The sequence below is a fragment of the Acinetobacter sp. YH12052 genome, from assembly GCF_013419835.1.
Taxonomy (GTDB): domain Bacteria; phylum Pseudomonadota; class Gammaproteobacteria; order Pseudomonadales; family Moraxellaceae; genus Acinetobacter; species Acinetobacter amyesii.
In genome coordinates this window covers 41,806-68,467 of record NZ_VOZI01000010.1, presented here as the reverse complement: position 1 = coordinate 68,467, position 26,662 = coordinate 41,806, and the positions used below count along the sequence as shown (strand labels likewise).

21 protein-coding genes and 1 tRNA gene are annotated in these 26,662 nt (G+C 40.9%); 9 read left to right on the top strand and 13 right to left on the bottom strand.

Going from position 1 to position 26,662, the window contains the following annotated elements; all coding sequences use genetic code 11:
* Positions 1-55: 55 nt before the first annotated feature.
* From FTU06_RS09095 to FTU06_RS09080, 4 genes are all read right to left on the bottom strand, one after another.
* A complete protein-coding gene (locus tag FTU06_RS09095) occupies positions 56-1,207 on the bottom strand; it encodes an OmpP1/FadL family transporter (protein WP_180004312.1) in 1,152 nt (383 codons plus the stop codon).
* A 305-nt stretch (positions 1,208-1,512) separates the two neighbouring features.
* Positions 1,513-3,054: an outer membrane protein transport protein gene (locus tag FTU06_RS09090; RefSeq protein ID WP_168379032.1), complete on the bottom strand. Its 1,542-nt coding sequence runs from the start codon at positions 3,052-3,054 to the stop codon at positions 1,513-1,515.
* A 538-nt stretch (positions 3,055-3,592) separates the two neighbouring features.
* A tRNA-Arg gene (locus FTU06_RS09085) sits at positions 3,593-3,665 on the bottom strand.
* Between the two features lie 73 nt (positions 3,666-3,738).
* Positions 3,739-5,127, bottom strand: a complete 1,389-nt coding sequence (locus FTU06_RS09080; protein ID WP_078189974.1) for an amino acid permease — start codon at positions 5,125-5,127, stop codon at positions 3,739-3,741.
* Positions 5,128-5,457: 330 nt separating this feature from the next.
* Here FTU06_RS09080 and prpF point away from each other — a divergent pair, with 330 nt between their 5' ends.
* The 3 genes from prpF (at position 5,458) to FTU06_RS09065 (ending at position 8,872) form a co-directional block, all read left to right on the top strand.
* On the top strand, positions 5,458-6,648 hold the full coding sequence (prpF, locus tag FTU06_RS09075; protein ID WP_168379031.1) for a 2-methylaconitate cis-trans isomerase PrpF: 1,191 nt from the start codon (positions 5,458-5,460) through the stop codon (positions 6,646-6,648).
* A gap of 207 nt (positions 6,649-6,855) precedes the next feature.
* A complete protein-coding gene (locus tag FTU06_RS09070; protein WP_180146158.1) occupies positions 6,856-7,833 on the top strand; it encodes a GGDEF domain-containing protein in 978 nt (325 codons plus the stop codon).
* Positions 7,834-7,963: 130 nt separating this feature from the next.
* Positions 7,964-8,872, top strand: coding sequence for a polyprenyl synthetase family protein (locus FTU06_RS09065; RefSeq protein WP_180146155.1), 909 nt, complete (start codon positions 7,964-7,966; stop codon positions 8,870-8,872).
* Positions 8,873-9,063: 191 nt separating this feature from the next.
* Here FTU06_RS09065 and putP read toward each other — a convergent pair whose 3' ends face one another.
* The 5 genes from putP to FTU06_RS09040 form a co-directional block, all read right to left on the bottom strand.
* Positions 9,064-10,554, bottom strand: coding sequence for a sodium/proline symporter PutP (gene putP, locus FTU06_RS09060; RefSeq protein WP_078193047.1), 1,491 nt, complete (start codon positions 10,552-10,554; stop codon positions 9,064-9,066).
* Between the two features lie 211 nt (positions 10,555-10,765).
* Positions 10,766-11,620 carry an SPFH domain-containing protein gene (locus FTU06_RS09055; RefSeq protein WP_078189969.1) on the bottom strand — a complete coding sequence of 285 codons (855 nt, stop codon included), beginning with the start codon at positions 11,618-11,620 and terminating at the stop codon, positions 10,766-10,768.
* Positions 11,621-11,636: 16 nt separating this feature from the next.
* Positions 11,637-12,119 (bottom strand): NfeD family protein, encoded by a 483-nt coding sequence (locus tag FTU06_RS09050; protein ID WP_180024071.1) that lies wholly within the window; start codon positions 12,117-12,119, stop codon positions 11,637-11,639.
* A 99-nt stretch (positions 12,120-12,218) separates the two neighbouring features.
* A complete protein-coding gene (locus FTU06_RS09045) occupies positions 12,219-13,142 on the bottom strand; it encodes a patatin-like phospholipase family protein (protein WP_180108924.1) in 924 nt (307 codons plus the stop codon).
* A 61-nt stretch (positions 13,143-13,203) separates the two neighbouring features.
* Entirely contained in the window at positions 13,204-13,839 is a 636-nt protein-coding gene (locus tag FTU06_RS09040) for a 1-acyl-sn-glycerol-3-phosphate acyltransferase (RefSeq protein ID WP_180146153.1), read from the bottom strand.
* Between the two features lie 168 nt (positions 13,840-14,007).
* Here FTU06_RS09040 and FTU06_RS09035 point away from each other — a divergent pair, with 168 nt between their 5' ends.
* From FTU06_RS09035 to FTU06_RS09015, 5 genes are all read left to right on the top strand, one after another.
* On the top strand, positions 14,008-15,294 hold the full coding sequence (locus FTU06_RS09035) for an MFS transporter (RefSeq protein WP_180026491.1): 1,287 nt from the start codon (positions 14,008-14,010) through the stop codon (positions 15,292-15,294).
* 127 nt (positions 15,295-15,421) lie between these two features.
* The gene (locus FTU06_RS09030) at positions 15,422-16,528 is read left to right on the top strand and encodes a porin (protein WP_180146150.1); all 1,107 of its coding nucleotides are present in this window, start codon (positions 15,422-15,424) and stop codon (positions 16,526-16,528) included.
* Between the two features lie 140 nt (positions 16,529-16,668).
* Positions 16,669-18,339, top strand: coding sequence for a phosphoethanolamine transferase (locus tag FTU06_RS09025; protein WP_180146148.1), 1,671 nt, complete (start codon positions 16,669-16,671; stop codon positions 18,337-18,339).
* A 3-nt stretch (positions 18,340-18,342) separates the two neighbouring features.
* Positions 18,343-19,011 carry a response regulator transcription factor gene (locus tag FTU06_RS09020; RefSeq protein ID WP_180146145.1) on the top strand — a complete coding sequence of 223 codons (669 nt, stop codon included), beginning with the start codon at positions 18,343-18,345 and terminating at the stop codon, positions 19,009-19,011.
* Positions 19,012-19,030: 19 nt separating this feature from the next.
* Entirely contained in the window at positions 19,031-20,350 is a 1,320-nt protein-coding gene (locus FTU06_RS09015; protein WP_180146142.1) for an ATP-binding protein, read from the top strand.
* A 43-nt stretch (positions 20,351-20,393) separates the two neighbouring features.
* On the opposite strand, the gene FTU06_RS09010 is transcribed toward FTU06_RS09015, so the two are convergent.
* The gene (locus FTU06_RS09010; protein ID WP_180051090.1) at positions 20,394-21,101 is read right to left on the bottom strand and encodes a phosphatase PAP2 family protein; all 708 of its coding nucleotides are present in this window, start codon (positions 21,099-21,101) and stop codon (positions 20,394-20,396) included.
* Positions 21,102-21,273: 172 nt separating this feature from the next.
* Between FTU06_RS09010 and FTU06_RS09005 the strand changes: the two genes are divergently transcribed.
* On the top strand, positions 21,274-21,972 hold the full coding sequence (locus tag FTU06_RS09005; protein ID WP_180146139.1) for an HAD family hydrolase: 699 nt from the start codon (positions 21,274-21,276) through the stop codon (positions 21,970-21,972).
* Positions 21,973-22,047: 75 nt separating this feature from the next.
* On the opposite strand, the gene FTU06_RS09000 is transcribed toward FTU06_RS09005, so the two are convergent.
* The 3 genes from FTU06_RS09000 to dhaK all read right to left on the bottom strand — a co-directional run bounded on the left by FTU06_RS09000 (position 22,048) and on the right by dhaK (position 26,443).
* The gene (locus tag FTU06_RS09000; protein WP_180146137.1) at positions 22,048-23,235 is read right to left on the bottom strand and encodes an ammonium transporter; all 1,188 of its coding nucleotides are present in this window, start codon (positions 23,233-23,235) and stop codon (positions 22,048-22,050) included.
* Positions 23,236-23,811: 576 nt separating this feature from the next.
* A complete protein-coding gene (locus FTU06_RS08995) occupies positions 23,812-24,489 on the bottom strand; it encodes a DUF421 domain-containing protein (RefSeq protein ID WP_180007438.1) in 678 nt (225 codons plus the stop codon).
* 223 nt (positions 24,490-24,712) lie between these two features.
* Positions 24,713-26,443, bottom strand: coding sequence for a dihydroxyacetone kinase subunit DhaK (gene dhaK / locus FTU06_RS08990; protein ID WP_180146133.1), 1,731 nt, complete (start codon positions 26,441-26,443; stop codon positions 24,713-24,715).
* Positions 26,444-26,662 lie beyond the last annotated feature (219 nt).

Below are 26,662 nucleotides of genomic sequence, written 5' to 3'. Positions count from 1 at the left end.
TAGAAAAGGGCGCTTATGCGCCCTTTCTTGTTTAATGCAAAGCTGTTCTAACAACTTAGAAGCGATAGCCTATTTTCAAACCATAGCCAAGCGCATGGTTATCTTCAAATTCACCTACTGGATTACCACCAGTTTGAGCAGTAGCATCACCTAACCAGAAGTATTTAACACCTGCTTGGATGAAATAGTTTTCAGCAGGACTATATTGACCACCTAGACCAACATTCCAATTCCCTTCAACAGGGCCTAAAGTCGTAATAGGGTTGCCAGCACCCGAATCGTAACCTACAGATGCAGAACCAGACCATTTGCTGTTAAATTTATGGCCTACACCAACATTAGCTGACCATTGGTCGTCTGAGTAATCAATAAGATTTTGACGGACATGAGGTGCTGGAATTGAACTTACGTTACCAAGTAAAGTTGGTTTAACCGCAAACTGGCTCCAATGTACCCAACGAACATTGGCAAATGCTAGCGTATCTTTAGCAATACCTGTTTGGAAATCTAAGTTAACTGATTGAGGTGTTGTTGCATCAACAGATGATGTCAGCGCACTTAAAGATGGATACGGTAGAAGCGTAGTTTCATTGGATTTTGTATTATGTTCAATTTCAGAGCGGTAGGTAATAGCCGCTTTTAATGCAATTTCAGGAATCGAATAAGCAACACCTGCTAACCAGCCATAAGCTTCTTCACGTTCCATTTCGATGTTATAAGTACCAAGTTTGGCATTACCACCATAAGCAGCACCACGTAGTTTGATATTGGCTTCTACAGTTTGCCAAACTGGACCTGCATAAAAGTTCCAATTTTCGTTTGGTTGGTAACCAATTAGGGCAGTTAAGCTTTCAGTTTTAACATCTACAGATGTACCTTGAGCACCATTACCAAATACTTGCGATGCAGCATCATATTCAGCTTCTGCACCGTATGGTTGGTCGTAAATTAAACCTAGTGAAATTTTGTCAGTCGCTTGTACTTTGACAGCAGCGGAAGGGAAGTAATATGACTTCGCCATGTCATCGACATTAAGTTCATTTGACTTTACTTCTGCATCTAGAACAGTGATACCTGCTTCTGCATAGTTACCAGGTTGTAAAAATGCAGAAATTGACTGGCCTGAACGATCTAGACCTGCTGCAAATAATGATGCTGTTGGTAAAGCGGTAAGTAAAATTGCGTAGCTAAGGTGATTTAAGCGCATACTTTTCCCTGTTTGTAACTTTTGATGTTATTTCAATGTGTGGAAAGTAACATAAATAGAAAAACAGTAAATAAGAGTTGCTACTCTAAAATTGAACTAGGGAAGTTAAAAAATGAGCATGACTAGAGTGTTTATTCTAGTGCTTGATAATTATCTTTATGATTTTTAAATGAAAAATTAGAGTAAAAAGCTTAGTTTTTGATAAATGTTTTAGTAAATTTAAATGTTTATTGTTTGATCAAACAAGATAGGGAAAGAATAAAAAGTTAGGGCCATAGCGAACTATGGCCCTAATCATATTTAAATTAGAAGCGGTAACCGATTTTTAAACCGTATGCCCAAGCATCGTTATCTTCAAATTCACCAACAATACGGCTATCTTCACCAAATTGAGCAGCTGTTTGAGATTTTGCATCACCGAGCATGAAGTATTTCACGCCACCAGCAATGAAGTAATTCGGTGCAGGACTAAATTGTAAACCTAAGCCGACATTCCAGTAACCTTCAGTAGGGCCAAGTGTTGATACAGGGTTGCCAGCACCTGAGTCCCAACCTACAGATACGTTACCAGCCCATTGTTCGCTAAGTTTGCGACCAACACCAACTGTTGCAGAAATTTGGTCTTCAGAATATTCAACTAAGTTAAAGCCGTTCGGACGGTTAACTGCTGGTAATTGTCCAACTGCTTCAGACATTAAACCGAATTGGTATGGACGAATTGCGAAATTTGACCATTCAACCCAACGCACGTTTGCAAATGCAACGGTGTCAGCCATGATACCGGATTGGAAATCAAGGTTTACAGACTGAGGTGTAGTAATCGTTGAAGTGCCCTTAGCTCCAACTACATCTGCAGGGTTTTGACCAAGTAGCGTTAACGCGCCAGCAGTTGGAATTGTTTCGCGAATTGTCGTTTCATGGTCAATTTCAGAACGATATGTTAAAGAAGCTTTAAGTGCAATTTCTGGAATTTGGTAAGCAACACCTGCCAACCAACCAAGATCACCAGTTTCTTTAATGTTTGAGTCATAGCCATTAAAAATGCTATAGCCTTGACCACGTAGGCTTACGCTACCTTTAACTGTTTGATAAACAGGACCAGCATAGATGTTCCAATTTGGCGTAGGTTGGAAGCCAAAAACAAAAGCTAAGTTCTGAGTGTCTACAGAAACTTTTGTATTTCCTTGGCCTAGAGCAACACCTGCATTATCTAAACGTTGTTGTAATTGCTGTTGACCTTGAGTAAATGCCCCAGCTTCAACTTGTGGACGTACTGCAGCAGCAGCTGTATCAACATTACCACCTGCTTGAGTGATTATACCTGTCACGGTTGCTTGTAAAGTAGCATTATAAGCTGGGTTTGTTGGAGACATACCTTGTTGTGTAAGCAAGCCTTGCGCTGCTAAACCTACAATTTGTGTACTTGTAAGTTGATTTAAAGTTTGAGTAACTTCATTTCGAACCATGCTGTCTAATAGTGGTTGAGGTAATATCGTGTCAGAAACTTGTGAAACAAAAGCATTATTACCTTTATATTCAGCAGCGGCACCAAATGGTTGGTCATATAGAAGACCGAATGAAAATTTATCTGTTAATTGTAGTTTTAATGCGGCTGAAGGGAAGTAATAATCATCACCCATGTCTTCAATATTACGACGTGTAGCTGTTTCACCAGCTTCTTTACCAGAAACTGTAGGATCTAGAACTGAAATACCTGCTTCAAAATAATTTCCTGGTTGTAAGAATGCAGACATAGATTGGCCTGAACGGTCCATTGCTGCAGCAAAAGCACCTGTCATTGGAACTGAAGCAAGAATCATGGCTGTAGCTAAAGTTTTTAATTTCATTCTTCGTCATTCCTTGAGATACGAATTTGATTTTTATGGTTACTGCATATATTCGTTATGGAAAACTTCTTAATACTCTTAGGCTTAATTGTTACTCCATGTGACAAAAATAGCACAATTAAAATAAGAGTAAATGCTCTAGATTGAAAAATATGGCTAAAAGTTGCTATTTTTAGAGTAAAAGTACTAATTAGTATATATAACATTTTGATTATTATTTAATATTTTCATTTAGCGCATTATTTTCTAAACCTAGAAAAAAATTGAAAAAATTTTGATATGAGCAGTCATAAATTGATTTTTTGGCCTTATGGACCATACTATGTGTCGTTTTTTGCATTGAGAGGTAGGTGGTTAGCACATTTTAAAGCGCTATTTAACTGTTCTTAAAAATAGTCTTTGAACAGTAATCTTTGTAAAAACAATAACTAAGTTAAAAACTGTAATTGATGGGTTTTTAGTGTGAAAGGTTCTTTCTTTATATTTATTGGTATATGGGGGATTACAAATACAGGGAGGAGGGATATCTCAGAAATTGTGCGCTCTGCGGGACTCGAACCCACGTCGGTCGCTTAGGAGGCAACTGCTCTATCCAGTTAAGCTAAGAGCGCAAGACGGAGGCTAATGTACTCCTATTTTAGCTAAAAAAAAAGTTATTGCCGAAACAATAACTTTTTAAATTACTTAGTCTTTATGAACTTCATTGGGGTCAATGTCGCTCAAATCTTTAGGATTAAGATAGTTAAACATTAATAACATGACTGTAATCCAAACAGGGATCATTAGAACAGATTCCATAAAGCCCTGAGTCCACATAATAAAGAGAACTAAAGCAATAAAGATCAGAACGATGTAGTTGCTGACTGGTGCCCAAAGTGCAGGATAAGACGTTGTAAAATTCAAAATACGTTTTGCACGACGGAACTGTAAGTGAGTCATGGTAATCATCGCCCAGTTAAGGACAAGTGCACCAACCACCACATACATTAAGTGACCCAGCGCATCTTCAGGTACAAAGTAGTTTAAGAGTACGCAACCGAAAATCAGGACAGCAGAAAGTAATACTGCTGGAATTGGCACGCCACTTTTGTTGGTTTTTGCGAAAACTTTTGGTGCATTACCTTGTTTCGCCAAGCTGTAAAGCATACGGCTATTGGCATACATACCGCTGTTATAAACAGACAGTGCTGCAGTTAAGATAATGAAGTTCAGTAAATGTGCAGCCCAATCAATACCCAGTTGGCTAAAGATCATCACAAATGGACTTTTGTCTAGACCACCTAGTTCAAGCTGATTCCATGGCACAAGTGACAATAGAATAGTTAAAGAACCCACGTAGAAAATCAAAATACGAAAAACAACTTGGTTAATCGCTTTAGGAATAGTTTCTTTTGGATTTTCAGCTTCCGCTGCCGCCATACCAATCAGTTCAATACCACCGAAGGCGAACATCAAGAAAGCCAGCATGAAGAATAAGCCTTCAAAACCATTTGGGAAGAAGCCGCCCTGACTCCATAAGTTGGTAAATGATGCTGTTGAGTTGGCATCTGCAGTCAGTAGCAAATACAAACCAAATACGATCATAGAAATAACTGCAGTGACTTTAATAATCGACAGCCAAAACTCAGATTCACCATAAAACTTCACATTACCTAAGTTTACTAAAGTAATGATCACGAAGAAGAACAGTACAGATGCCCATGCTGGAATATGAGGCCACCAGTAATTGATGTATTTCGCAACAGCGGTGAGTTCTGTCATTGCCACTAAAATATAGAGAATCCAGTAGTTCCAACCTGTTAAGAAACCTGGAAATTTCCCCCAATATTTATATGCAAAATGGCTAAATGAACCTGCTACAGGTTCATGGACGATCATTTCACCCAACTGACGCATAATTAGAAAGGCGATCAGACCGCCAATGGCGTAGCCGAGAATGATGGATGGTCCAGCAGATTGAATCACATGCGCTGAGCCCAAGAATAAGCCTGTACCAATTGCACCACCCATGGCAATCAATTGAATATGACGATTCTTTAAGCCACGCTTGAGTTCGGAGGAATTGGTAGTCAAGTTACTCTTCCCGAGAATGGTTTAATTTTGGTAATTGTAATGTATAGAGAATGAATAGCCTAGTAGCTCAAAATTTATGAAAAATATTTATATGTTTGATAACCTAATTTTTGTTTTAAATGCTGAATTAAAAATTTATGAATCAATAGATTAATTTTATTTTAATTGAAATTCTTATACTTGGCTTTATATGGAAAAGGTATCAAATGTTGTTTTTTTATACTTAAGTCATGTGATTGTTAAAACTTCAATTAAACATTGTATGATGCAAAAGCGCAGAAAAGAACGCTCTGCCAAAACACAATGATAAAGATTAAGGATTCAATAAAAATGAGTTTTGCTCCCCAAATTAAGATTGCAGCGACTTATATGCGTGGTGGTACAAGTAAAGGTGTATTTTTCAAGCTAGATGATTTGCCGCTTGCAGCACAACAAGCTGGAAAAGTTCGCGACCAACTTTTATTACGTGTGATTGGCAGTCCAGATCCTTATGGCAAACAAATTGATGGGATGGGTGGAGCGACTTCAAGTACCAGTAAAACCGTGATTTTGGCAAAAAGTTCACAGCCTGAGCATGATGTAGACTATCTATTTGGACAAGTGTCGATTGATAAAGCATTTGTCGACTGGAGTGGTAACTGCGGAAACCTAACAGCAGCGGTTGGTGCATTTGCCATTTCAAATGGTTTGGTTGAGGCATCACGTATTCCTGAAAATGGTTTGTGTACGGTTCGCATTTGGCAAGCCAATATTCAAAAAACCATAATTGCGCATGTACCTATTACTGATGGTGCAGTACAAGAAACCGGTGATTTTGAACTAGATGGTGTGACCTTCCCAGCAGCCGAAGTTCAAATTGAATTTTTAGACCCCGCAGATGATGGTGAAGATGGCGGCGCTATGTTCCCTACAGGGAATTTGGTCGATACCTTAACCGTACCCGATGAAGGCAGTTTCCCTGCAACATTCATTAATGCAGGTATTCCAACGATTTTCTTAAATGCAGAAGATATTGGTTATGTCGGCACTGAACTACAAGATGCGATCAACGGTGATGCTAAGGCATTGGCCCGTTTTGAAAAAATCCGTGCTTATGGTGCGCAGCAAATGGGTTTGATTTCAGATATTGCTGAAGCAGAGCAACGTCAACATACCCCAAAGATTGCATTTGTTTCAAAGCCGAAAGCCTATACATCTTCGAGTTCTAAACAAATTTCAGAACAAGATACGGACTTATTGGTTCGTGCCTTGTCGATGGGGAAACTGCATCATGCCATGATGGGCACAGCGGCAGTTGCCATTGGTACAGCTGCGGCGATACCGGGGACGCTTGTGAACTTAGCCGCGGGTGGTGGGGAGCGTGAAGCCGTGCGTTTCGGACATCCATCTGGGACGCTACGTGTAGGTGCGCAAGCAATTTATGAAAATGGTCAGTGGGTCGTTAAAAAAGCCGTGATGAGCCGAAGTGCGCGTGTCTTAATGGAAGGCTGGGTGCGCATACCTGCGGATAGTTTAGATTAAGCATTTAACATCTCATTTGAAATCAGCCTCTGCTTTGCAGGGGCTTTTTTTTCGCCTTTATCTTTTATATGAATAAGCAAATCATGAATTGGTATATATTTTTATATAATATGAACTGCATTTAATATTAGAAAGTTTCTGTGATTTATGTCAGATTAATTTTGTTAGCATTTTGCGTAGCTTTACCCTTAAAAAAGTAGCGAAACCATGCTTAAAAAAGACTTAATAAAATCGGACCTACCTACTGAACAATTGGCTGTATTAGAAGCGTTGCCAATGCCTGCTGCGCTATTTTCTGCGACAGCTGAGCTGATATGCGCCAATCAAATATTTAAACATCGATTTCAGTCAGACTTACAAGAGATCGTATTAAATCACGTGTCTGTGATGCAGCAAAAAACCAAAGCTACATGTTCTGAGTTTGATTTACGCTGTTTAGAGAACGATAGCATTGAACCCTTTATGTATAGTGAAAATGAACGGCATTATTGGTTCACGCTCAAACCAAAGTTTCAACAAGGTGGCGATTTGGAATATGTGTTGTTGTGCTGTGCGGACATTACAAATTTAAAGCAATTCGAATTATCACTGTTGAAACATAACCAACAACTCGAACAACAAGTTTATTTTGATTATTTGACAGGGATAAAAAATCGACGAGGTTTTGATTTAGACCTTTCTCAGTGGCAAAAAAGCTTCGCGGTTGAACAAGCCGATGAAATTTGTTTGATGATGCTCGACTTAGACAATTTTAAGCAAATCAATGATATCTACGGTCATGCGTTTGGCGATGAAGTTTTAAGAAAAAGTGCGCAGCTTTTAAGGATGCAAATTAGTCAACTCGCAGATGCACAAATATATCGCATGGGTGGGGAAGAGTTTGCAATGATTTTGCCACGCACGGCTATATCGACTGCATGTTCGATTGCACAACAATGTTGTGAGCAAATCTATGCTTCTTCGATGAATTATGCGGATAAGGCTTTACAACTGAGTATCTCATGCGGAGTGGCCTTGTGGGATGGTACAGAGTCATTTTTTGAAACATTGGCACGTGCCGATCAGGCTTTATATCAAGCCAAGAAAGGCTCGAAAAATTGTACCTGTTTTAATGATGGACAAAATGTGGCGCTATTTGATGAAACAACATTTAAAAAACCATCAGACTGTGGGAAAAATACATAGATTTAGGCCGTAACATAGAGAAAGATTTGAGAAAGCAGTATGATGCAACAGGTCAAAATTGACAGAAAACATTGGCAGTCGATTTGCTAATGAACGAAGCAGTTAAATATTTAAAGTATTTGAGGTGAATGTGTCTTCTTTAACAGACGTTTCCACACATGCCCTGACAGAAGCGCAGCAGCGTATTCAGCAGGATTTACTGACAGCACTTGATGCATTTTCAATTCCAGAACCCTTAAAAGGGGCGGTGTATCATGCTGTGATGTTGGGTGGAAAACGCGTTCGACCGGCACTTTGTTATGCAACAGCAGCGTTAAAACCCAATACCAATTTTTCAGCCGTACGCCGTGCTGCGGTGGCAATCGAATTTATTCATTGTTATTCATTGGCACACGATGATTTGCCGTGTATGGACAACGATTTACTCCGTCGTGGTCAACCAACCTGTCATGTGGCTTTTGGTGAAGATACGGCTTTACTTGCTGGCGATATTTTACAATCGATGGCATTTGAAGTTTTAGGCAGCCGTCTCTTTGATCAAGGCCCAGCCGTTGAAGCGCCGATCATCTTGAAGCAAATGCAAATTTTAGCGACTGCAACTTCAAAAATGGTCAATGGACAAGTCCTAGACTTACAAGCGGAAGGCAAGCATGTCAGTCAGGATGAACTGGAAAACATTCATCGAAATAAAACTGGTGCTTTAATTTCTGCTGCAATCATGATGGCTGCAGTGACAATATTTAATGGCACAGATCAAGCCATTCCTAAACTCCGTGAGTTTGGCCTAGCGATTGGTTTAGCCTTTCAGGTGCAAGATGATATTTTAGATATTATTGCTGACACTGAAGCATTGGGTAAAACAGCGGGTAAAGATCAACAAGTGGATAAATCGACATATCCTGCGCTAATGGGCCTCGATCAAGCGCAAGCTTATGCAGAAGAATTACATGCACAAGCGCTTCAAGCTTTGGATTATTTTGCAGAAGATGCAGCAGAATTACACAAGATCACTCAGTTTTTATTAAAACGTCAAAGTTAATATGACGTAGTAATGACATTAGCCCACAACATTTAACATGTTGTGGGCTTTTTTATATTTTGTACATTTGGAACAGAAGTAAATAAACCATCTACGGAATATCTAAATGGATGACATGATAAAAAAAGGACGCTAGGCGTCCTTTTTTGCAGATATTAAAACTTAGAAATTAAATTTAAGTGCTATTGGTCTTAAATACTTTCTTTATAGATACGATCTGCTTCTTCAAATTTTTCAGTGACTTCGGCAGATGGTGCTTTGCCCATTAAGCTCACAATGATGATTGCAATGAGTGAGCAGATGAAGCCCGGTATAATTTCATAAACGCCTGTATCGCCCCAGAGGTTTTTCCATAGAATAACCATAACAGCACCAACCACCATACCGGCTAAAGCACCATTGAGTGTCATACGTTTCCAGAACAATGACATGATAATCAGTGGGCCAAATGCAGCACCAAAGCCTGCCCATGCATATGCGACGAGACCAAGGACTTTAGAGTCAGGATTACCCGCCATATAGATCGCAAGCAACGCAATCATTAACACCATAATACGGCCGACCCAAACCAATTCTTTTTGTGAAGCATTTTTGCGTAAGAATGATTTATAAAAGTCTTCAGTTAATGTACTTGAGCAGACTAAAAGCTGACAGCTGAGGGTACTCATGATCGCAGCTAAAATCGCAGCCAATACGATACCTGCAACCCATGGGTTAAATAGAATTTTAGTCAATTCCATAAAGACCGTTTCAGGGTTTGCTGTAACGACACCTGCCAGTTCTGGATGCTGTTGGAAATAAGCAATACCGAAGAAGCCTGCTGCAACTGCGCCACCGAGGCAGAGCGTCATCCATGTCATACCAATACGACGTGCATTGGGAATCGATTTAACAGAATCAGCTGCCATGAAGCGCACTAAGATATGCGGTTGACCAAAATAGCCTAAGCCCCATGCCAATAAAGACATGATTGCGACAAAACTTAAGTCAGCAAATACATTCATCGCTTGAGGGCGTGCCGCTTCTAGTGCCAGAGTGAACTGGCTTAAATCAGAGAATGACAACATGACCACGATAGGGGTAAGTAGCAAGGCAAAAATCATAAAGCCCGCTTGAATGGTATCGGTCCAACTGACAGCAAGGAAGCCACCAATAAACACATAGCTCACTGTTGCGATGGCACTGATCCAAAGCGCAGTGCTATACGACATACCAAACATACTTTCAAATAATCGAGCGCCTGCAACCATGCCTGAAGCACAGTAAATTGCGAAGAAAATCAAAATAATCACAGCAGACACGATACGTAAGATTTTCTTTTGATCGTTAAAACGATTTGAGAAATAGTCAGGTAGGGTCAGGGCATTATTTTGAACTTCGGTATGTACACGGAGACGACCTGCCACAAGTAACCAGTTGAGCCAAGCACCAATGATCAGACCAATTGCAATCCACATTTCAGATAAACCTGAAAGGTAAATCGCCCCCGGAAGACCCATGAGCAACCAACCACTCATATCTGATGCACCTGCAGAAAGGGCAGTGACAAAGCTCCCTAGTCGGCGGCCACCTAAAATGTAGTCAGAAAAGTTACTGGTCGCACGGTATGCAAGTAAACCGATCACGACCATGGCGACAATATAAAAGAGAAAGGTAATTAGGGTGGGATTCAGGGAGCTCATACGGTATCCGCTTTGGCGTTGGACAATTGCGTTTAATTAGGGGACTCAATGGGATTTGCCTAAGCCAAGTAGGTGAAATCGAACGATAAGTCCTAAAACGTCAAAAAAATAACGTGAAATTTAAACATAAATTGACAAACTTTGCCTTCTTTTTTGTTTTGGGCATAAAAATGGGCCGTATGTCACGACCCATTTTTATTAATGTGAAGATTTAGTTATTACGTCCCATCACACCACGAATCGTATTCAGTACATCCGCAGGTAATACCACAGTTTTGGCATTATTAGATTTAGCCATATCTTGCATGGCTTTGACGTATTGTTCACCCAGTAAGTACGCAACTGGAATTTCTTTATCGCCGACGGCTGAACTCACCATTTCAATTGCACGCTGTGAAGATTCTGCCAGTACCACTTGAGCTTCTGCATCACGACGAGAGGCTTCCAAACGACCATCCGCTTCTAAAATAGCCGCTTGTTTTTCACCGTCTGCCTTGGTCACTGTCGCACGACGTTGACGTTCAGCGGCCGCTTGCTCTTCCATCGCAGCTTGCATGGTATGAGAAGGTTTAATATCTTGAATTTCTACAGTTTTAAGCGTAATACCCCAGTCAGAGATATCGTCAGAAATAGCAGCTTTAAGTTTAGCCTTAATATGATCACGCGATGACAGTGCATCATCGAGGTCCATTTCACCAACAATAGACCGCAAAGAGGTTTGAACTAAGTTTTGAATCGCCCATGTGTAGTTTTCAATACCATAAACTGCTTTTTCAGGCGTGGTTAAGTTGATATAAGCCACAGCATTCATCAGCAGTACCGCATTGTCACGTGTGATCACTTCCTGAGAGGGAATATCTAACACGATATCTTTGGTTGTGACTTTATAAGCCACTTCATCGACATACGGAATCACAAAGTTCAGCCCCGGATTGAGCGTTGTATGGTATTTACCTAAACGCTGAACAATCCATTTATAACCTTGGGGAACAATACGGACACCTTTAAAAATGGTGACGGCTACAAAAACTAAGAGCGCTAAAAAAACAATAGAAACACCAGACATGTCATTTCTCACTTATTTATGGATTGTCAGTGGGGTGGTTGCTGCTGCTGTGCAGTTGGACGACTAAATCATTGCCTAAAATATCGGTCACGCGAACACGGTCGCCGACTTGAAGTGCATCTTGGGTACGGCAATGCCATTCGTCTGAACCTAAAACAGGCATCGGGAAGCGAACTTTAACGCTGCCATGATTGAGCTGGGTTTGAATCACCATACCCACTTGGCCAATCGTCGCTTCACGGGACAGACCTGCTTTGGTTTTATCAATGGATAAAGGCTTAATAAATTTGAACCACAAAAATGTGCAGAGCACGGCAAAAATAATCCAAACCACAATTTGGACATTAAAGTCCATGGATGGAAAGATCCAATATAAGATCCCAACCAAAATTGCAGAAACGCCAAACCATAGCGCAGCAAAAGACGGCAAAATTAGTTCAAAAAGCATCAAAGCGACGCCCAATACAAACCAGTGCCAAGGTTCTAAAATAAATTCCATACATCTACTCTTATATAAGGGTGAATTGATATAGATGAACCAGTATCTATATCAATGTAGCAGATGTATAACTCAATGAATATAAAAAAAATCGTTGAATTATATTTTCGCTTTTGGTGCTGGTTTAAAGGCCGCAGGGGACTGTTTAAAGTTATCGATCGCCTTAATAATGCTATTCACTTTGAGTTGTGCGGCTTTTTCACCTTCTAAAATCGTCGCATTGCTCGACTTCAAATCGAGTGTGCCGATATGTCCCACTTTAGGTTGAATCACGAAATTAGCATTTTTCAGTTCTTCATTAATACTTTGTTGTCCCATGATGTTAATGGTTTGATCGAGTAAACCAAACATGCTTACGGCTTTGCTACCATCAGGGCGCGCAGAAATATCCACCGCAATCACGATATCTGCACCCATATCACGTGCGGTTTTCACTGGAATTGGGCTGACTAAGCCACCATCGACATATTTCACTCCTGCAATGGTTGCAGGTACAAATACATTCGGAATGCTGCACGATGCACGTACCGCTTGGCCGGCATTACCACGGTTAAATTCAGTTTTACTGCCATTATCCAAACGGGTGGCTACAGCAACAAAGCGTTTTGGAAATTGTTCAATCGATTTATTGCCGACGTTTTTATTAACAAAGTCTTGCAGTTTTTGCCCTTGAATAATGCCTTGGCTATTTAAGGTTAAATCACGAATATCAGACTCTTTAAAGTTCAGGGCCAATTGCTGCATTTGATAAGGCGTTTTTCCACTAGCATACAAGCTGCCGACAAAACTACCCGCACTGGTCCCAGTCACAATCTTAGGTTTAATACCATGTGATTCGAGTACTTTAAGCACGCCAATATGAGCAAAACCTTTGGCACCGCCACCACCGAGCGCAATCGCGATCACAGGTTCACGTGCTTTGGCAGGTGTAGGTGTCGTGGTTGCAGGCGTTTTGGTTGCAGAATCACAGCCAGTGAGTGCCAATACAAAGAGGCTAGGAATCAGGTATTGCAAAAGTTTCATTGGTGAAATCTGATGGTTAAATATACAAAGTACACATCACATCAAAAAAAGAGCCATTTGACTAGGGCTTTTTCCAGTGCTTTTGTAACGGCAAGGCCAACCATTCGGGATTTTTTGGGGAAAATTTTCCATCATAAATCTTCAAAATTTTTTCGAGATCAGTTTCAAAATCTCCACTGGGTTCAAAAACACCCAAGCAATGAATGGTTTTCTTTGCATAATCAAAGCTAAACATCACAATAGGTATCTGTGCTTCATAGGCAATATAGTAAAAACCACTGCGGATTTTATCGGCTTTTTTTCGTGTTCCCTCAGGTGCCATTCCAATCCAAATTTGATCTGTCGCTTGGACAATTTCAGTAATTTCACGCGTCAGTCCATGTGGATTTTCACGCTGCACAGGGATCACGCCGACCCAATCCAAAAGTGGTTTTAAGGGGGTATCAAAAAGGGTGTTTTTACCAAAAATGGTTATTTTTATCCCGATTCCAAGCAAGGCGAGAAAACCATGCCATGCATCTATATTAGAAGTATGCGGAGAAATGATCGCTACAGCTTTGGCAAGGTTGGGAAATTCGCCGTCAAATTTCCATCCTTGTGCCAAAAAAAGTTTTTTAAAAATAGCGCGGCTCAGGGGGGAGCCGCGTGATGGAACTTGATCGGGCAAAACTGGAAATAATTGAGTCTTTTGATTCATTGCATATTCTTATATAAGTGAAATCCATTTTCGACGTGATGCACTTTAAAAATACGGCATCAGTATTGACCTTTATCTTAGGTCGATGATTTTTTTAGATCATTGGCAAAATAGCCGTATTTTGACTACTCTAAATGTAACTTCAGCGCATTCAACATTTAGGAACTTATGATCCAGCTTCGTCAGCTCTATCTTTTACTGTTTTCCTTATATTGGGCGCAAGGGTTACCTGTCGGTTTTATGACGCATGCTTTACCAGTGATTTTAAGAGCGCAAGGTGTATCTTTGGCGCATATTGGTGGTTTTGGATTACTCATGCTGCCATGGTCGATCAAAGTTTTCTGGGCACCGTGGATTGATCGGCATGGTTCAAGGTCCAAAGGGCACTATCGGAGTTGGATTATTCCAATGCAGTTGTTGTCCGTGGTGGTCTTGGTCTTCCTGTCTTTTTTGCCGATCCAAAGCTTGAATGAACCAATGTATTTGCTGCTGTTTTTTGTGGCTTTACTCAGTATGAATTTGGTCGGTGCAACTCAAGATGTCGCAACCGATGGCTTGGCCGTCAATATTTTAAAAACTGACCAACAGCACTGGGGCAATACCTTTCAGGTGATTGGTTCAAGACTCGGCTTTATCGTGGGCGGTGGTGCTGTACTTTGGGCCTTGGATTGGTTGGATTGGCAAGCCACCTTTCTGTTTTTAGCGGCATTGGTGTTCATGAATACGATTCCTATTTTTCTCTATCGAGAACCTTCAAAGCCACAGCTCAATATAAAATCCTCTCAAGAGCATGATAACAACCATAAACATACTTCAGGCTTGTTCTACGCCATTCGCCAGTATCTGACTTATTTTACTCAAACTAAAACTCTCACACTGTGGCTGATGATTTTATTGAGTTTTAAGCTTGCAGATGGTCTAGCAGGTCCTTTACTTAAGCCACTGATGGTCGATTTAGGATTGAGTTTTAGTCAAATTGGTCTGTATGTCACCATGCTAGGTGCAGTGGCTGCTTTAATTGGGGCAGGGCTTGCTGGTCTTAGCTTGAAGTATATTTCTCGGGCGCAAGCCTTGGTTTTCTATTCGGTATTGAAAATATTCAGTTTATTGGCCTATGCATGGCTGGCTTTGCAGTTCGAGGCAAAACGGCCCGTCCATGAATGGCTGATCTATGGGATCAATGCTGCCGAAGACATGATTTCAGCCATGCTGCTCGTGATCATGCTGACTTTGGTGATGCAATATAGTCGTAAAGCATTTGCAGCAACGGACTTTACATTTCAGGTTGCCATTATGGCTACGGTGAGTGGGGGGCTGTATAGCATCAGTGGCATAGTGGCCGATCAGTTGGGTTATAGCACTTATTTATTTTGGATCACAGGTTTGGCTGCATTGAGCTTAGTCCCGATTCTATTTTGGGGAAAAGCATCAAAAAATGACCAAAATCACTTCTAAATCATGATTTTGGTTGTTTTTTATCAGCTAAAGCACTAAAAGAGCAATGCAAATATTATTTTAATAATTTTGTAATATGTTTCGCGTGTGTAATATCTGTTACAAAATAATTTAAGGAAAATTTTTGATGAAAACTAAGTTAGCAGCGGCTATCGCATTGAGCCTTTTGGCTGGGTCAACCTTTGCAGCACCAACCTTCTACGGTGAAATTGATGCGTCAGTTGATTATTTACCTGAAGATAATAAAACGGGTGTTTCAGATAAAGATGTCGTTGAAATCAGTTCAAACAGTTCTTTCTTGGGTTTAAAGGGCGATGAAAAACTGACTGACCGTTTAAGCGCAGTTTATGCAATTGAATGGGCATTTAACTCAGACGGCGAAGGCGATGACTGGTCTAAGCGTAACCGCTTCGTTGGTTTGAAAGATGCGAAACTTGGGACATTGAAAGTCGGTGCACACGATACACCATTAAAACAATTGTCTAGTCCAGTTGATACATTCAATAACTACGTGGGTAACCGTGCTGATGTTACAGGCATCATGACGGGTGAAAACCGTGTAGATAACGTTGTTGTCTATGAATCACCAGCATTTAAAATTGCTGAAGGTGCAATTAAAGTTAATGCATTGCTTGCAACAGGTGAGTCTTCAGGAATCAAGAGTGATAAAGGTGTAGTAAAAACTGCAGGTCGTGGTCTTGGCGATGCTTGGTCGGCGTCTGTTGTCTATGACAGCCCCGTTGTTGTTGCAGGTTTAGCCTATGACAAAGCCATTCCATCGAACTTTGGTGGTGTAGGGATCTTAAATGCTGAAAGTCCTGAAGTTGCAGGTACAAAAGCATTTGCTGCTGCAAATACCGTTCGTGCGATTGGTCGTGTAAATCTTGAGGGTGGTTTGGCACTCAAAGCACTGTATCAAACATCAGAGGTTGAGGCTGCTAAAGGTAATGATGTTGCAGCAGCAAATATTGATGATGCTCAAGGTTGGTTAGTCGGCGCAGAATACAATCTACCTTCTGCAAAAGCTTGGACAGTAAAAGCACAATATAGTCAAAATACCACGACTTATAAAGCAGGTGAGGATTACGAAGCTCAGCAATTCATTGCAGGTGCGGATTATGCATTTAGCAAACAAGTGAAAGCTTATGGTTATGCAGGTTACTTAGCACTTGAAAAAGGTTCGAATGAAAGTGAACAACCTGTTCTAGGTACAGGTCTAGAATTTAAATTCTAAAACTTTGATTTAAGTTGTTCAAAAGGCGATGTTTTACATCGCCTTTTTTGATTTTTCTTGCTTGGTTTTGATCAGTTTTAAGTGATTTTTAAGTTTGAATTTTTAGATTAGGGCATCAAAGATCAATAATTGATGCCAATATGCTTCAGGTCATAGCTAAAATACAGCAAAAAATTCCAAGACTTAGTTTAAGTCAATTTAACCTCGTGCTTGCCTTATGGCTTGGGGTGGTTTTGAACCTCGCGTTTTATCAGCAAATCCAGCAGCTCACACCTTATACGGGGCTGAAGGCCGGACTATTTTTAGCGGCAACCGTACTGGTGGTAGTGGCACTTTATAATGTGCTGATGCAACTCCTGCAATGGCGATGGAATTCAAAACTTTTGGCGAGTGTTTTGCTGATCATTGGTGGCTTGAGTGCCTATTTCGTCAATAGTTTAGGCGTGACCATTACATCTGACCAAGTGCAGAACATGATGCAAACAGATGTAAAGGAAGTGCAGGATTTAATCTCGCTACAATTTTTTATCTGGGTCTTTGGACTGGTTATTTTGCCAGTGCTATTGATCTGGCTTTTGCCACTGCATAAAGAAGCCCTAAGCACGGTCGTAGCCAAAAAGGGTCTACATATAGTGCTATCGCTCATCCTTTTGGGTGCTTTGCTGTTTGTTTATTTTGTCGATTATGCTGCGATCTTTCGTGAGCATCGTGACTTAAAAGGCATGCTCTCACCACAAAACAGTATCGCTTCGACATTTTCCTATTATCACAAAAAAGCACCGAAACAGAATTTGCCATTGCTGAACTATGGTGAAGATGCACATATGGTTGAAAACGTAAGCGCCAAAAGCTTACCAAAATTGATGGTCTTAGTGGTTGGTGAAACTGCGCGCGCGGAAAGTTTTTCACTCAATGGTTATGCTAAAAATACCAATCCTGAACTCAGTCAGCAAAATATTATCAATTTTAGCCAAGTCAGCTCATGTGGCACCGCAACCGCTGTGTCTGTTCCTTGTATGTTCTCGGGTATGCCGAGAACCGAATATGATGAACAGCTTGCAAGTCATCGCGAAGGTTTACTCGATATTGCACAGCGTGCAGGCTATAAGGTGACGTGGCTAGATAATAATTCAGGCTGTAAGGGCACATGCACACGTGTTGAAAAATATGAATTTCCTGAAGCGCTGAAGAAAAAGTGGTGTGATGCCGATGGCGAATGTCATGATGAAATCTTAGTGGATGGTTTGAAGGCATATTTGGCTTCGATCCCCAAAGCAGATCCAACTCCCCGTTTGATTGTATTACACCAAATGGGCAGTCATGGCCCTGCTTATTTCAAACGAAGTACCGCAGCGTTTCAAAAATTTAAGCCAACCTGTAATAGCAATGCCATACAGGGATGTAGCTCTATAGAATTAATAAATAGTTATGACAACAGTATTATCTATACCGACCATGTGCTGAGTGAATTGATTAACACCTTAAAAGTGACTGACAATTATCAAACAGGACTGTGGTATTTGTCCGATCATGGCGAGTCGACAGGTGAGCATGGTTTGTATTTACACGGTTCTCCATACGCAATTGCACCGTCACAGCAAACTCATGTGCCGATGTTGATGTGGTATTCACCGGCGTGGCAAAAAAATAATTCAGCGCAATATACTTGTTTAATGGCACAAAAAAGCCAAAAATTAAGTCAGGATAATCTATTTCCATCGCTATTGAGTTTGCTCGATGTGCAGACTCAAGTGATTGATGAAAAAAACAATATGTTGCAACAATGTACTTCAGTACAGCGCAGGACTTAAGCCATGCACAAAATACTTATTATTGAAGATGATTTCATGATTGCCGAATCGACTAAAACTTTGTTGAACTATCAACAGTTTGAAGTCGAGTGGGTGAATAATGGTATCGATGGCTTAAAGCTCATAATGCAAGGGGGAATTGATATCGTCTTGCTAGATCTGGGTTTGCCGATGATGGATGGTATGCAAGTCCTGAAACAAATTCGTCAAATGCAGCCCAAATTGCCGGTATTAATCATCTCGGCACGTGATCAATTACAAAATCGTGTAGATGGATTAAACCATGGGGCAGATGACTATCTGATTAAGCCTTATGAGTTTGATGAATTACTTGCACGGATTCATGCACTCCTTCGACGCACAGGGCTGAGTTCAGTCGAAGCACCACTGAAAATTTTAAAACATGGTGAATTGATTTTAGATATCGAACAGCATCTTGCACGCTATAAGGGGCAATATGTTGATTTATCAAACCGTGAATGGGCGATATTGATTCCACTGGTGACGCATCCGAATAAGATTTTTTCAAAAGCCAATTTAGAAGATAAGCTTTATGATTTTGATAGTGATATCAGCAGTAATACCATTGAAGTGTATGTGCATCATCTCAGAACAAAATTAGACAAAGATTTTATTCGCACCATTCGTGGTTTAGGTTATCGACTCGGTTAAGGCAAAGGAATTATCGACCATGCAGCAGCCTTATTCTCTGAAAAAGAGACTAATTATTTATGTGTCTGTTTTCAGTATGCTTTTGGGCTGTCTTTTGGTGTTTTCAGCTTATCGAATTGCACTTGAAGAAATTAATGAAATTTTAGATGCGCAAATGCAAAATTTGGCGGAACGTGTTGCAGAGCATGATCCGCAGCCTATTCGCAGCGAATTTGATCAACATAAGCATTATCATGAAGAAGATTTATTTGTTGATGTGTGGACCTATCAATCCAATGCGCATCAAACTCATCAATTAAAATTATTGGTCGCGCCTCAGCCCAAAGCCGGTTTTTATACCCACAGTACCCAACAGGATGAGTGGCATACCTATATTTTGCCACTCGCAGATCGGCAAATTCAGGTCAGTCAGCAAGAGTCGGTTCGGCAGCATCTTGCTGCTGAATTGGCCAGTAGCATGTTTATTCCCTATTTGGTTTTTATACCTTTTGCATTATTCGCTTTGGGATGGTTGATTCAACGCAGTTTAAACCCACTGGAAAAATTTAAAAAAGAACTGGCAAAACGGGATGCCTTTGAACTTTCTCCAATCTCTCAAATGCCGTATCCAGAGGAAATTGCACCGACTATTATTGAAATGAACCAGTTGTTTGAACGAATTTCATTGTCACAGCAGGAACAGCGCCAGTTTATTGCTGACGCAGCGCATGAGTTACGGACCCCGATTACAGTACTGAATTTGCAAATGCAGATTTTGCTACAAAAATTTCCACAAGATGACGCTCTACAAAATTTGAGTAAAGGTTTAATTCGTATTCAGCATTTGGTCAGTCAATTATTGAGTTTGGCAAAACAAGATGCCTCGGTCTTTGAACTTGAGCGCAAACAACATTTTGATCTTAAGCAAGTCGCAACCAATTGCGTGGAGCAACTGGTACATTTGGCGATGCAAAAAGATATTGACCTTGGCATGGAGCAACAACAAAGCATTGCCTTATATAGTCTTGAGCCAACGGTACATTCAATCATTTTTAATTTGATTGATAATGCCATTAAATATACCCCTGCACAGGGCATGATTAATGTCTCCGTCTTTGAACATGCGGGGCAGGCGGTTGTACAGGTTGAAGATAGTGGGCCTGGCATCGACCCAGCTTTATATGAGCAAATTCGAAAACGCTTTTATCGAATTTATAATCATGAAGAAATTGGAAGTGGTTTAGGGCTAGCGATCGTGGATAAAGCCGCAAAACATATCGGTGCGGATTTGAAATTTTCTAAAAGTGAAACATTGGGTGGTCTGAAAGTGAGTTTACAGATCCCATTTAGTGAATCATGAGTGACTCAATCATTTTCAGATCAAGCTCAATTCAGGGACTTAATTAGATCCATGTAAAAGGTTTGCTGTTTTGCTGCGTAGTCGATGCAGTGAAATGGCGAGAAAACAGCACATACATGACACAATTAAATGCCCAAATGATCCATACGGTCCAAAGGTTATGACTCAGAAAATGCGCACCCCGCATCATTTGCGCCCAGCCAAAAGCAAAGCCTAAAATCAGCCCTGCAGATAAAAAGAAGTAGGCACGGGCAGGTCGATGTATTCGATAAACAAAATATCCAGTGATTAGGGCAAAACCAGTTGCAGCATGACCACCGGGAAAACAGTGTCCTTGGCGTGCTGAAAAATCCCAAGAAAAGCCATGGGCTGTAGCGACTGTCATATTCCAAGGGCAGGCATGTGCAGATTGTGATTTGAGCAACCCAATGATTGCCGTGCTGAGTAGAGCCACTACGATAAAATAACCAAATTCAAACTTGCGTGCTTTTAGATGAGGATATTTAAAACTGCATATCCATGCTGCGATATAGAGAACATAAACGCCTATGACGATATTCTTGATATAGCGATGGTTCAGCACAGCAAGTGCCCAATCATTACGATGAGGAAAACTACCATGTAGGTCGACCCAAGGCTGAATAAAAGCTTGGTCGAGCGAACCACCAACGGGGAAAAAATAAAGTAGGCCAATCATACTGAGCGTGAGCAGCAGGGCTTGTCGTAATAAAAAGGAACGGTTTGAGAGCATAAGTCGTGTGATGTGCTGAAATTATTTTGTTTGAATGCTGCTATTTGAAACCACGAAGCTTAAATCAGACTTAATCGGCTATTTGAACTGTATCGATATCGATAGTGAAGAAGGTGCATAAAGCAAAACGGGCATTGTGTTAAAGTTTTTGAAAACTCAGTAATAAAGATTTATGAGCATACGTGCAGTCCTTTTTGATTTAGATAATACTTTGACTCACCGAGATCACAGCGTTCAGGCGTATACGCAGTATTTAGCCAAGTCTTATCAGTCGACGCTGGTGGAGGTAGACCTTGTACAGATTAAACGTATTATTAACCGTATAGATAATGGGGGATATCCGAAAAAAGAACTCCTTACTCATCCGAGTATTGGGGCATCTGTCGCTTATGCTCTACAAACGGAGCTGAATTGGATACATCAACCCGATTTTGATGAGCTCACAAAATTTTGGTTTCAGTACTTCGGTCAGTTTGCCGTGGCGATGCCTGGGGCATTGAGCTTGCTGCAGCAACTAAAACAACAGCAGTATAAATTGGCGGTGGTGTCGAATGGTGGACATGCCACACGACTGAACATTTTAAATGGACTAGGTTTTGCATCGTATTTTGATCAGATCATCAGCTCGGAAAGTGCCGGGATCAGTAAGCCCAAAGTTGAAATATTTCAGCATAGTTGTCGTGAATTGGGCGTGGCTGAAACCGAGTGTTTATTTATTGGTGATCATCCTGTCAATGATATTTATGGTGCGAGCCAAGCAGGGATGTCTGCCGTTTTGCTTGAAGGCTTTCATGCTTTAAGTGCAGAACAACAGCACAGCATTCCCAATAAAATTCAGCATTTGGATCAGGTCTTAGATTTTCTAAAATAAGGTGATTTAAACTCAAGCTTTAAGCGAAGTTCAGGGTAAAAAAAGCGGCATAAATGCCGCTTTAGATTGTGCTGTTTAGAACATGTTTTCTTCAGAGTTTGCCGAAATACGGTGAATACTTAAGTCTGCACCACGGAATTCTTCTTCTTGATCTAAGCGAATGCCCATTGTGACTTTGAGTAGACCATAAACGATGAATCCACCTGCCAATGCAATCAAGATTGCGAGTAGCGTGCCGATACATTGAGAGATCATTGAAATACCGCCTAAACCGCCCAACCATTTTTGTCCAAATACACCCACTGCAATACCACCGAAAGCACCACAGACACCGTGTAGTGGCCATACGCCAAGTACATCATCGACTTTGAGTTTGTTTTGAGTGTATGTAAATAGTTTGACAAAGATCAGACCTGCGATAGCGCCGATAATTAACGCACCGACAGGATGAACTACATCTGAGCCTGCACAGATTGCAACCAAACCTGCTAAGGGACCATTATGTAAGAAACCGGGGTCATTTTTACCCATAAAGTTTGCTGCAAGCGTGCCACCCACCATTGCCATGAGAGAGTTAATCGCAACCAGTCCTGAAATGGCATCCAAACGTTGTGCACTCATCACGTTAAAGCCAAACCAACCGACGATTAAAATCCAAGAACCTAAGGCAAGGAATGGAATACTTGAAGGCGGGTGCGCGCTGATACGACCGTCTTTTTTATAGCGTCCATGACGTGCGCCAAGTAAAAGTATTGCAGCTAAAGCGATCCAACCGCCCATCGCATGTACCACGACCGAACCTGCAAAATCATGAAATGCTGCGCCAAATGTGCGTTCTAACCATGCTTGTAGCCCAAAATTACCATTCCATGCCATGCCTTCAAAGAATGGATAGACCAAAGCGACCAATAATAATGTGGCAATCGCTTGAGTCCGCATTTTTGCACGTTCAGCAATACCACCTGAAATAATCGCTGGAATGGCTGCGGCAAAAGTCAGCAGGAAGAAACAACGCATTAAGTTGTAGCCATGATCGGCTGCTAAAGTGTCCCCAATATGGAAAAAGTGCTGACCATAAGAGATGTAATAACCCACAAAAAAGTATACAATTGCGGAAATAGAAAAGTCAGTCAAAATTTTACTCAGCGCATTGACCTGATTTTTATGTCGTACTGTACCTAATTCTAAAAATGCAAAGCCAGCATGCATGGCAAGAACCAATACTGCACCAAGAAGGAGAAAGAGGAGATCTATATTTTGCATAAGGTGTTCCAGTTTAGTGCGCTAGTTCACGAAAAGAACTTCAGTATATCGAGCGAAAAAAAATGGAAAAGAGATTGGCGCTAGGGAAATTTTGATTAAAAAAACTTAAAAATACATAAGACTCGATATAAAGCAAAGACTTGCATTTAAAGCTTAAAAGTGCACCAAAAAGATGCGCATCAATATTTACAAGAGAAAATTAACTAAATGATTCTTAAATGGAAAAGGCTGAAAAGTGAATATGTTTGAAACTTATTTAATTTTATAGCGCCAAAAAGGGATTAATTCAGGGCATTGAATATTTTTTGAATTTTCATCGGAATGCGAGAAATTTGGGCATGTATTTGAGTTTACTCGCAGATATTACGGTGAGCGGTTATTATTGTGCAAATGAAATGAAAGTTGAGAAGAACACAGCTTTAAAATTTGCCTATCATTGGGTCATTTTGTTCATTGAGTTGGTTATTCTGTAGTGCAAATACATGACAAATTATTTCAAAGGGCTTTTATTAGAGTGTTGTAGCGGAAATGCGGTTTTGAGCTCTTTTAGTTCCGGTTGATGAGGAGAATACTAATTTAAGCGAGACGTTGAGTATTGATTGCCTCCGCCCAATCACAGCATCCACATCGTGGGCAAACATCTTGTGCGCCATGGATATACATAGTTTTACCGCAATGCGTACAGGCATAGAGATGATGCATTTTGATATCTCGAACCGCTTTATAGGGTTTCGGAAATAGTGGCAGTCCATAACGCACTTGTTCAGGTGGGTAAAACAAAATACTAAATTTTCCATCACTTTCTAATAAACCAACTCGAACTTGTCCAAGATGCTCCACATTTTGCTGACGCATTTCAGAGAAGAATTCATCATGTGACATTTTACCTTGTTTAATCTTTTCTAAAACCAATTCACCATCTTCAACAATGTAGAGGGCTTTGCCTTCAATTAAATCTTCAAAGGGTTGGTATTTCATCATGAGCCAAGTGATTACTCGGTATAAACCAATTACCACCGTCATCACAATGAGAGCTTGCAGGAGGGGGAGCTCCTCTTCAAACATTGGGTCGCCTGCAATAGAACCCAAAGCAAGGAGGATGGCAACTTCAAAGATGGATAACTGACGTACGCCGCGTTTGCCTGTTAGGCGTAAGAATACGATGATTAAAACGAACATAATGACGCTACGCAAAATCACTTCGGCAGCAAAAGTCCATGTGGTGTCATGGATGAATATTTGGGCTAAATCCATGTCTCATCCTTTTTTATCGTTATATGTTTTAACTTAGCAAAGCGCTAGGCAATAAAGCAGCTCAATTGTGTTAATTTTTAAGCATTATTTGAAAATGGATTTCATGCTAACGGTATTGTATGCATGAGATATTTGATGAAAAAAGTGCTTTAAAATAGCCATAAAAAAAGCACCGACGAATCGATGCTTTTGATGTGGTCTGGCAATTTTTAAAGATGCTCAGTTATTTAATATGTTCTGCAATATCCGTAAAGATTACACCTAAACCATGTGCGCCAGCATCTGGATAGCCAAGACTGCGGTCACCCACAGTGCCTGCACGTCCCATACGCGCCACGATTTCTTTGGTCTTCTCAGCGCCTTGAACCGCCGCTTTTGCACCAAGGACAAAGTTTTCTTTAAACGATTTATCGGTATGGGCAGACCAAGAGTCTGCACATGGCACTAAGGCATCAATCAGGGTTTTATCGCCAACTACTGCACCACGTCCAAATGAACGCTCTCCAGTGGTTTGAATGTCTTTGACCGCAGCTTGCAGCATCTCTGCGAAATCAGCGACAGTTAAAACTGATTTGCCTTGAATTGATTTCGCTGCCGCACGGAATGCTGAACCCCAGATTGGGCCAGACGCGCCACCACAATGTTCCATAATGATCATTGAGCAGTTCAGCATGAATTCATCCATCTGCTGCGCTTGAATCAGACTTTGCCATTCACGTTTTAATTGCTTAAAGCCTTTCGCCACGCTCATACCGAAGTCGCCATCACCTGCATGCGCGTCTAGTTCACAGAATGGCACTTCATTTCTAATGATGCAGGCAGACATCACATCCACCACATAGCGCATGTTTTCGATGGTGAATTGCTCATTGCTGATCACCGCATGTTCAGGCTGTGTTTCAACTTGTGTGTTTACTACAGCTTCGGCTGAAGCATCTTTGGATATAAAAGTTAAAGGCTGTGCTGCTGAACCATCCATTTTAAATGCAGGGGTGTTGGCTGCTGCGTCGAGGTAAGTTTTCAATTCATTATCGACAGCAAGTAAGGACACAGATGCACCATTCATGTCGATACTGGTCATATAGTTGCCGACAAATGTGCGGTAAATTTTGATGCCTTTACGTGCAAGGTGTTCGCATACATCATGGTTAAAGACATACAACTCTTGCAGCGGTGTGCTACCAAAGCTATTGACCAAGACTGCAACTTCTTTCATGTCTGGGCGGTCAAGGAACAGGTCATCCACGATGCGCTGTGCCATTTTTTTGGATGGCAAGATTTTTTCACGACGGATGCCGGGTTCACCGTGAATGCCGACGCCATATTCCATTTCGTCATCAGCCAAAGTAAAGGTTGGCGTGCCTTTGGCTGGAACAGTACATGAGCTATAAGCAAAACCAAGGCTAATGACGTTGTCCGCAGCTTTTTGAGCAATCGCTTTTACGTCTGCAAGTTCTAAGCCTTTTGATGCTGCTGCGCCTGCAATCTTATGTACAAATACTGTGCCTGCAACACCACGACGACCGACTGTATATAGGCTGTCTTTAACCGCAATGTCATCTGCCACTTTTACATAGTCAACTTTAATGCCGTCTTCAGTTGCAAGGGCTGCGCCATTCTGGAAATTCATCATATCGCCAGAATAGTTTTTGATGATCATCAGCACGCCTTTGTCAGTCGCGACTTGCTGTAAGGCTTTATAAACCTGAATTTGCGACGGAGATGCAAATACGTCGCCGCACACAGCAGCGTCTAACATGCCTGTGCCTACAAAGCCTGCATGGGCAGGTTCGTGACCGCTACCACCACCACTGATAAGTGCCACGTTATTGTGTTTTTCTTTACGTGAAATGATTTTGTGTGACTCGTTAAATGCGAGTTCTGGATGGGCAAGGACAAAGCCTTTGCACATTTCAATTACGATGTTTTCTGCACCGTTCATGAGTTTTTTCATGGATCTACCAATCTGTATTTATAGGGGAGAATGTAAAAAGTTTATTATTATCGAAATGGGATAAGTTTGCTGACATAAAAGTGTAAAAAAGGGCGGTTTTAGATTGAAGAGTTAGAAAATAAACATTTTTTGATATATAAATCTTGTTGGAATGAATCCCCTAAATCCCTCTTTATCAAAGGATGGTTAGGAGTATTGAGAAATTGAAGTGATTTTGTT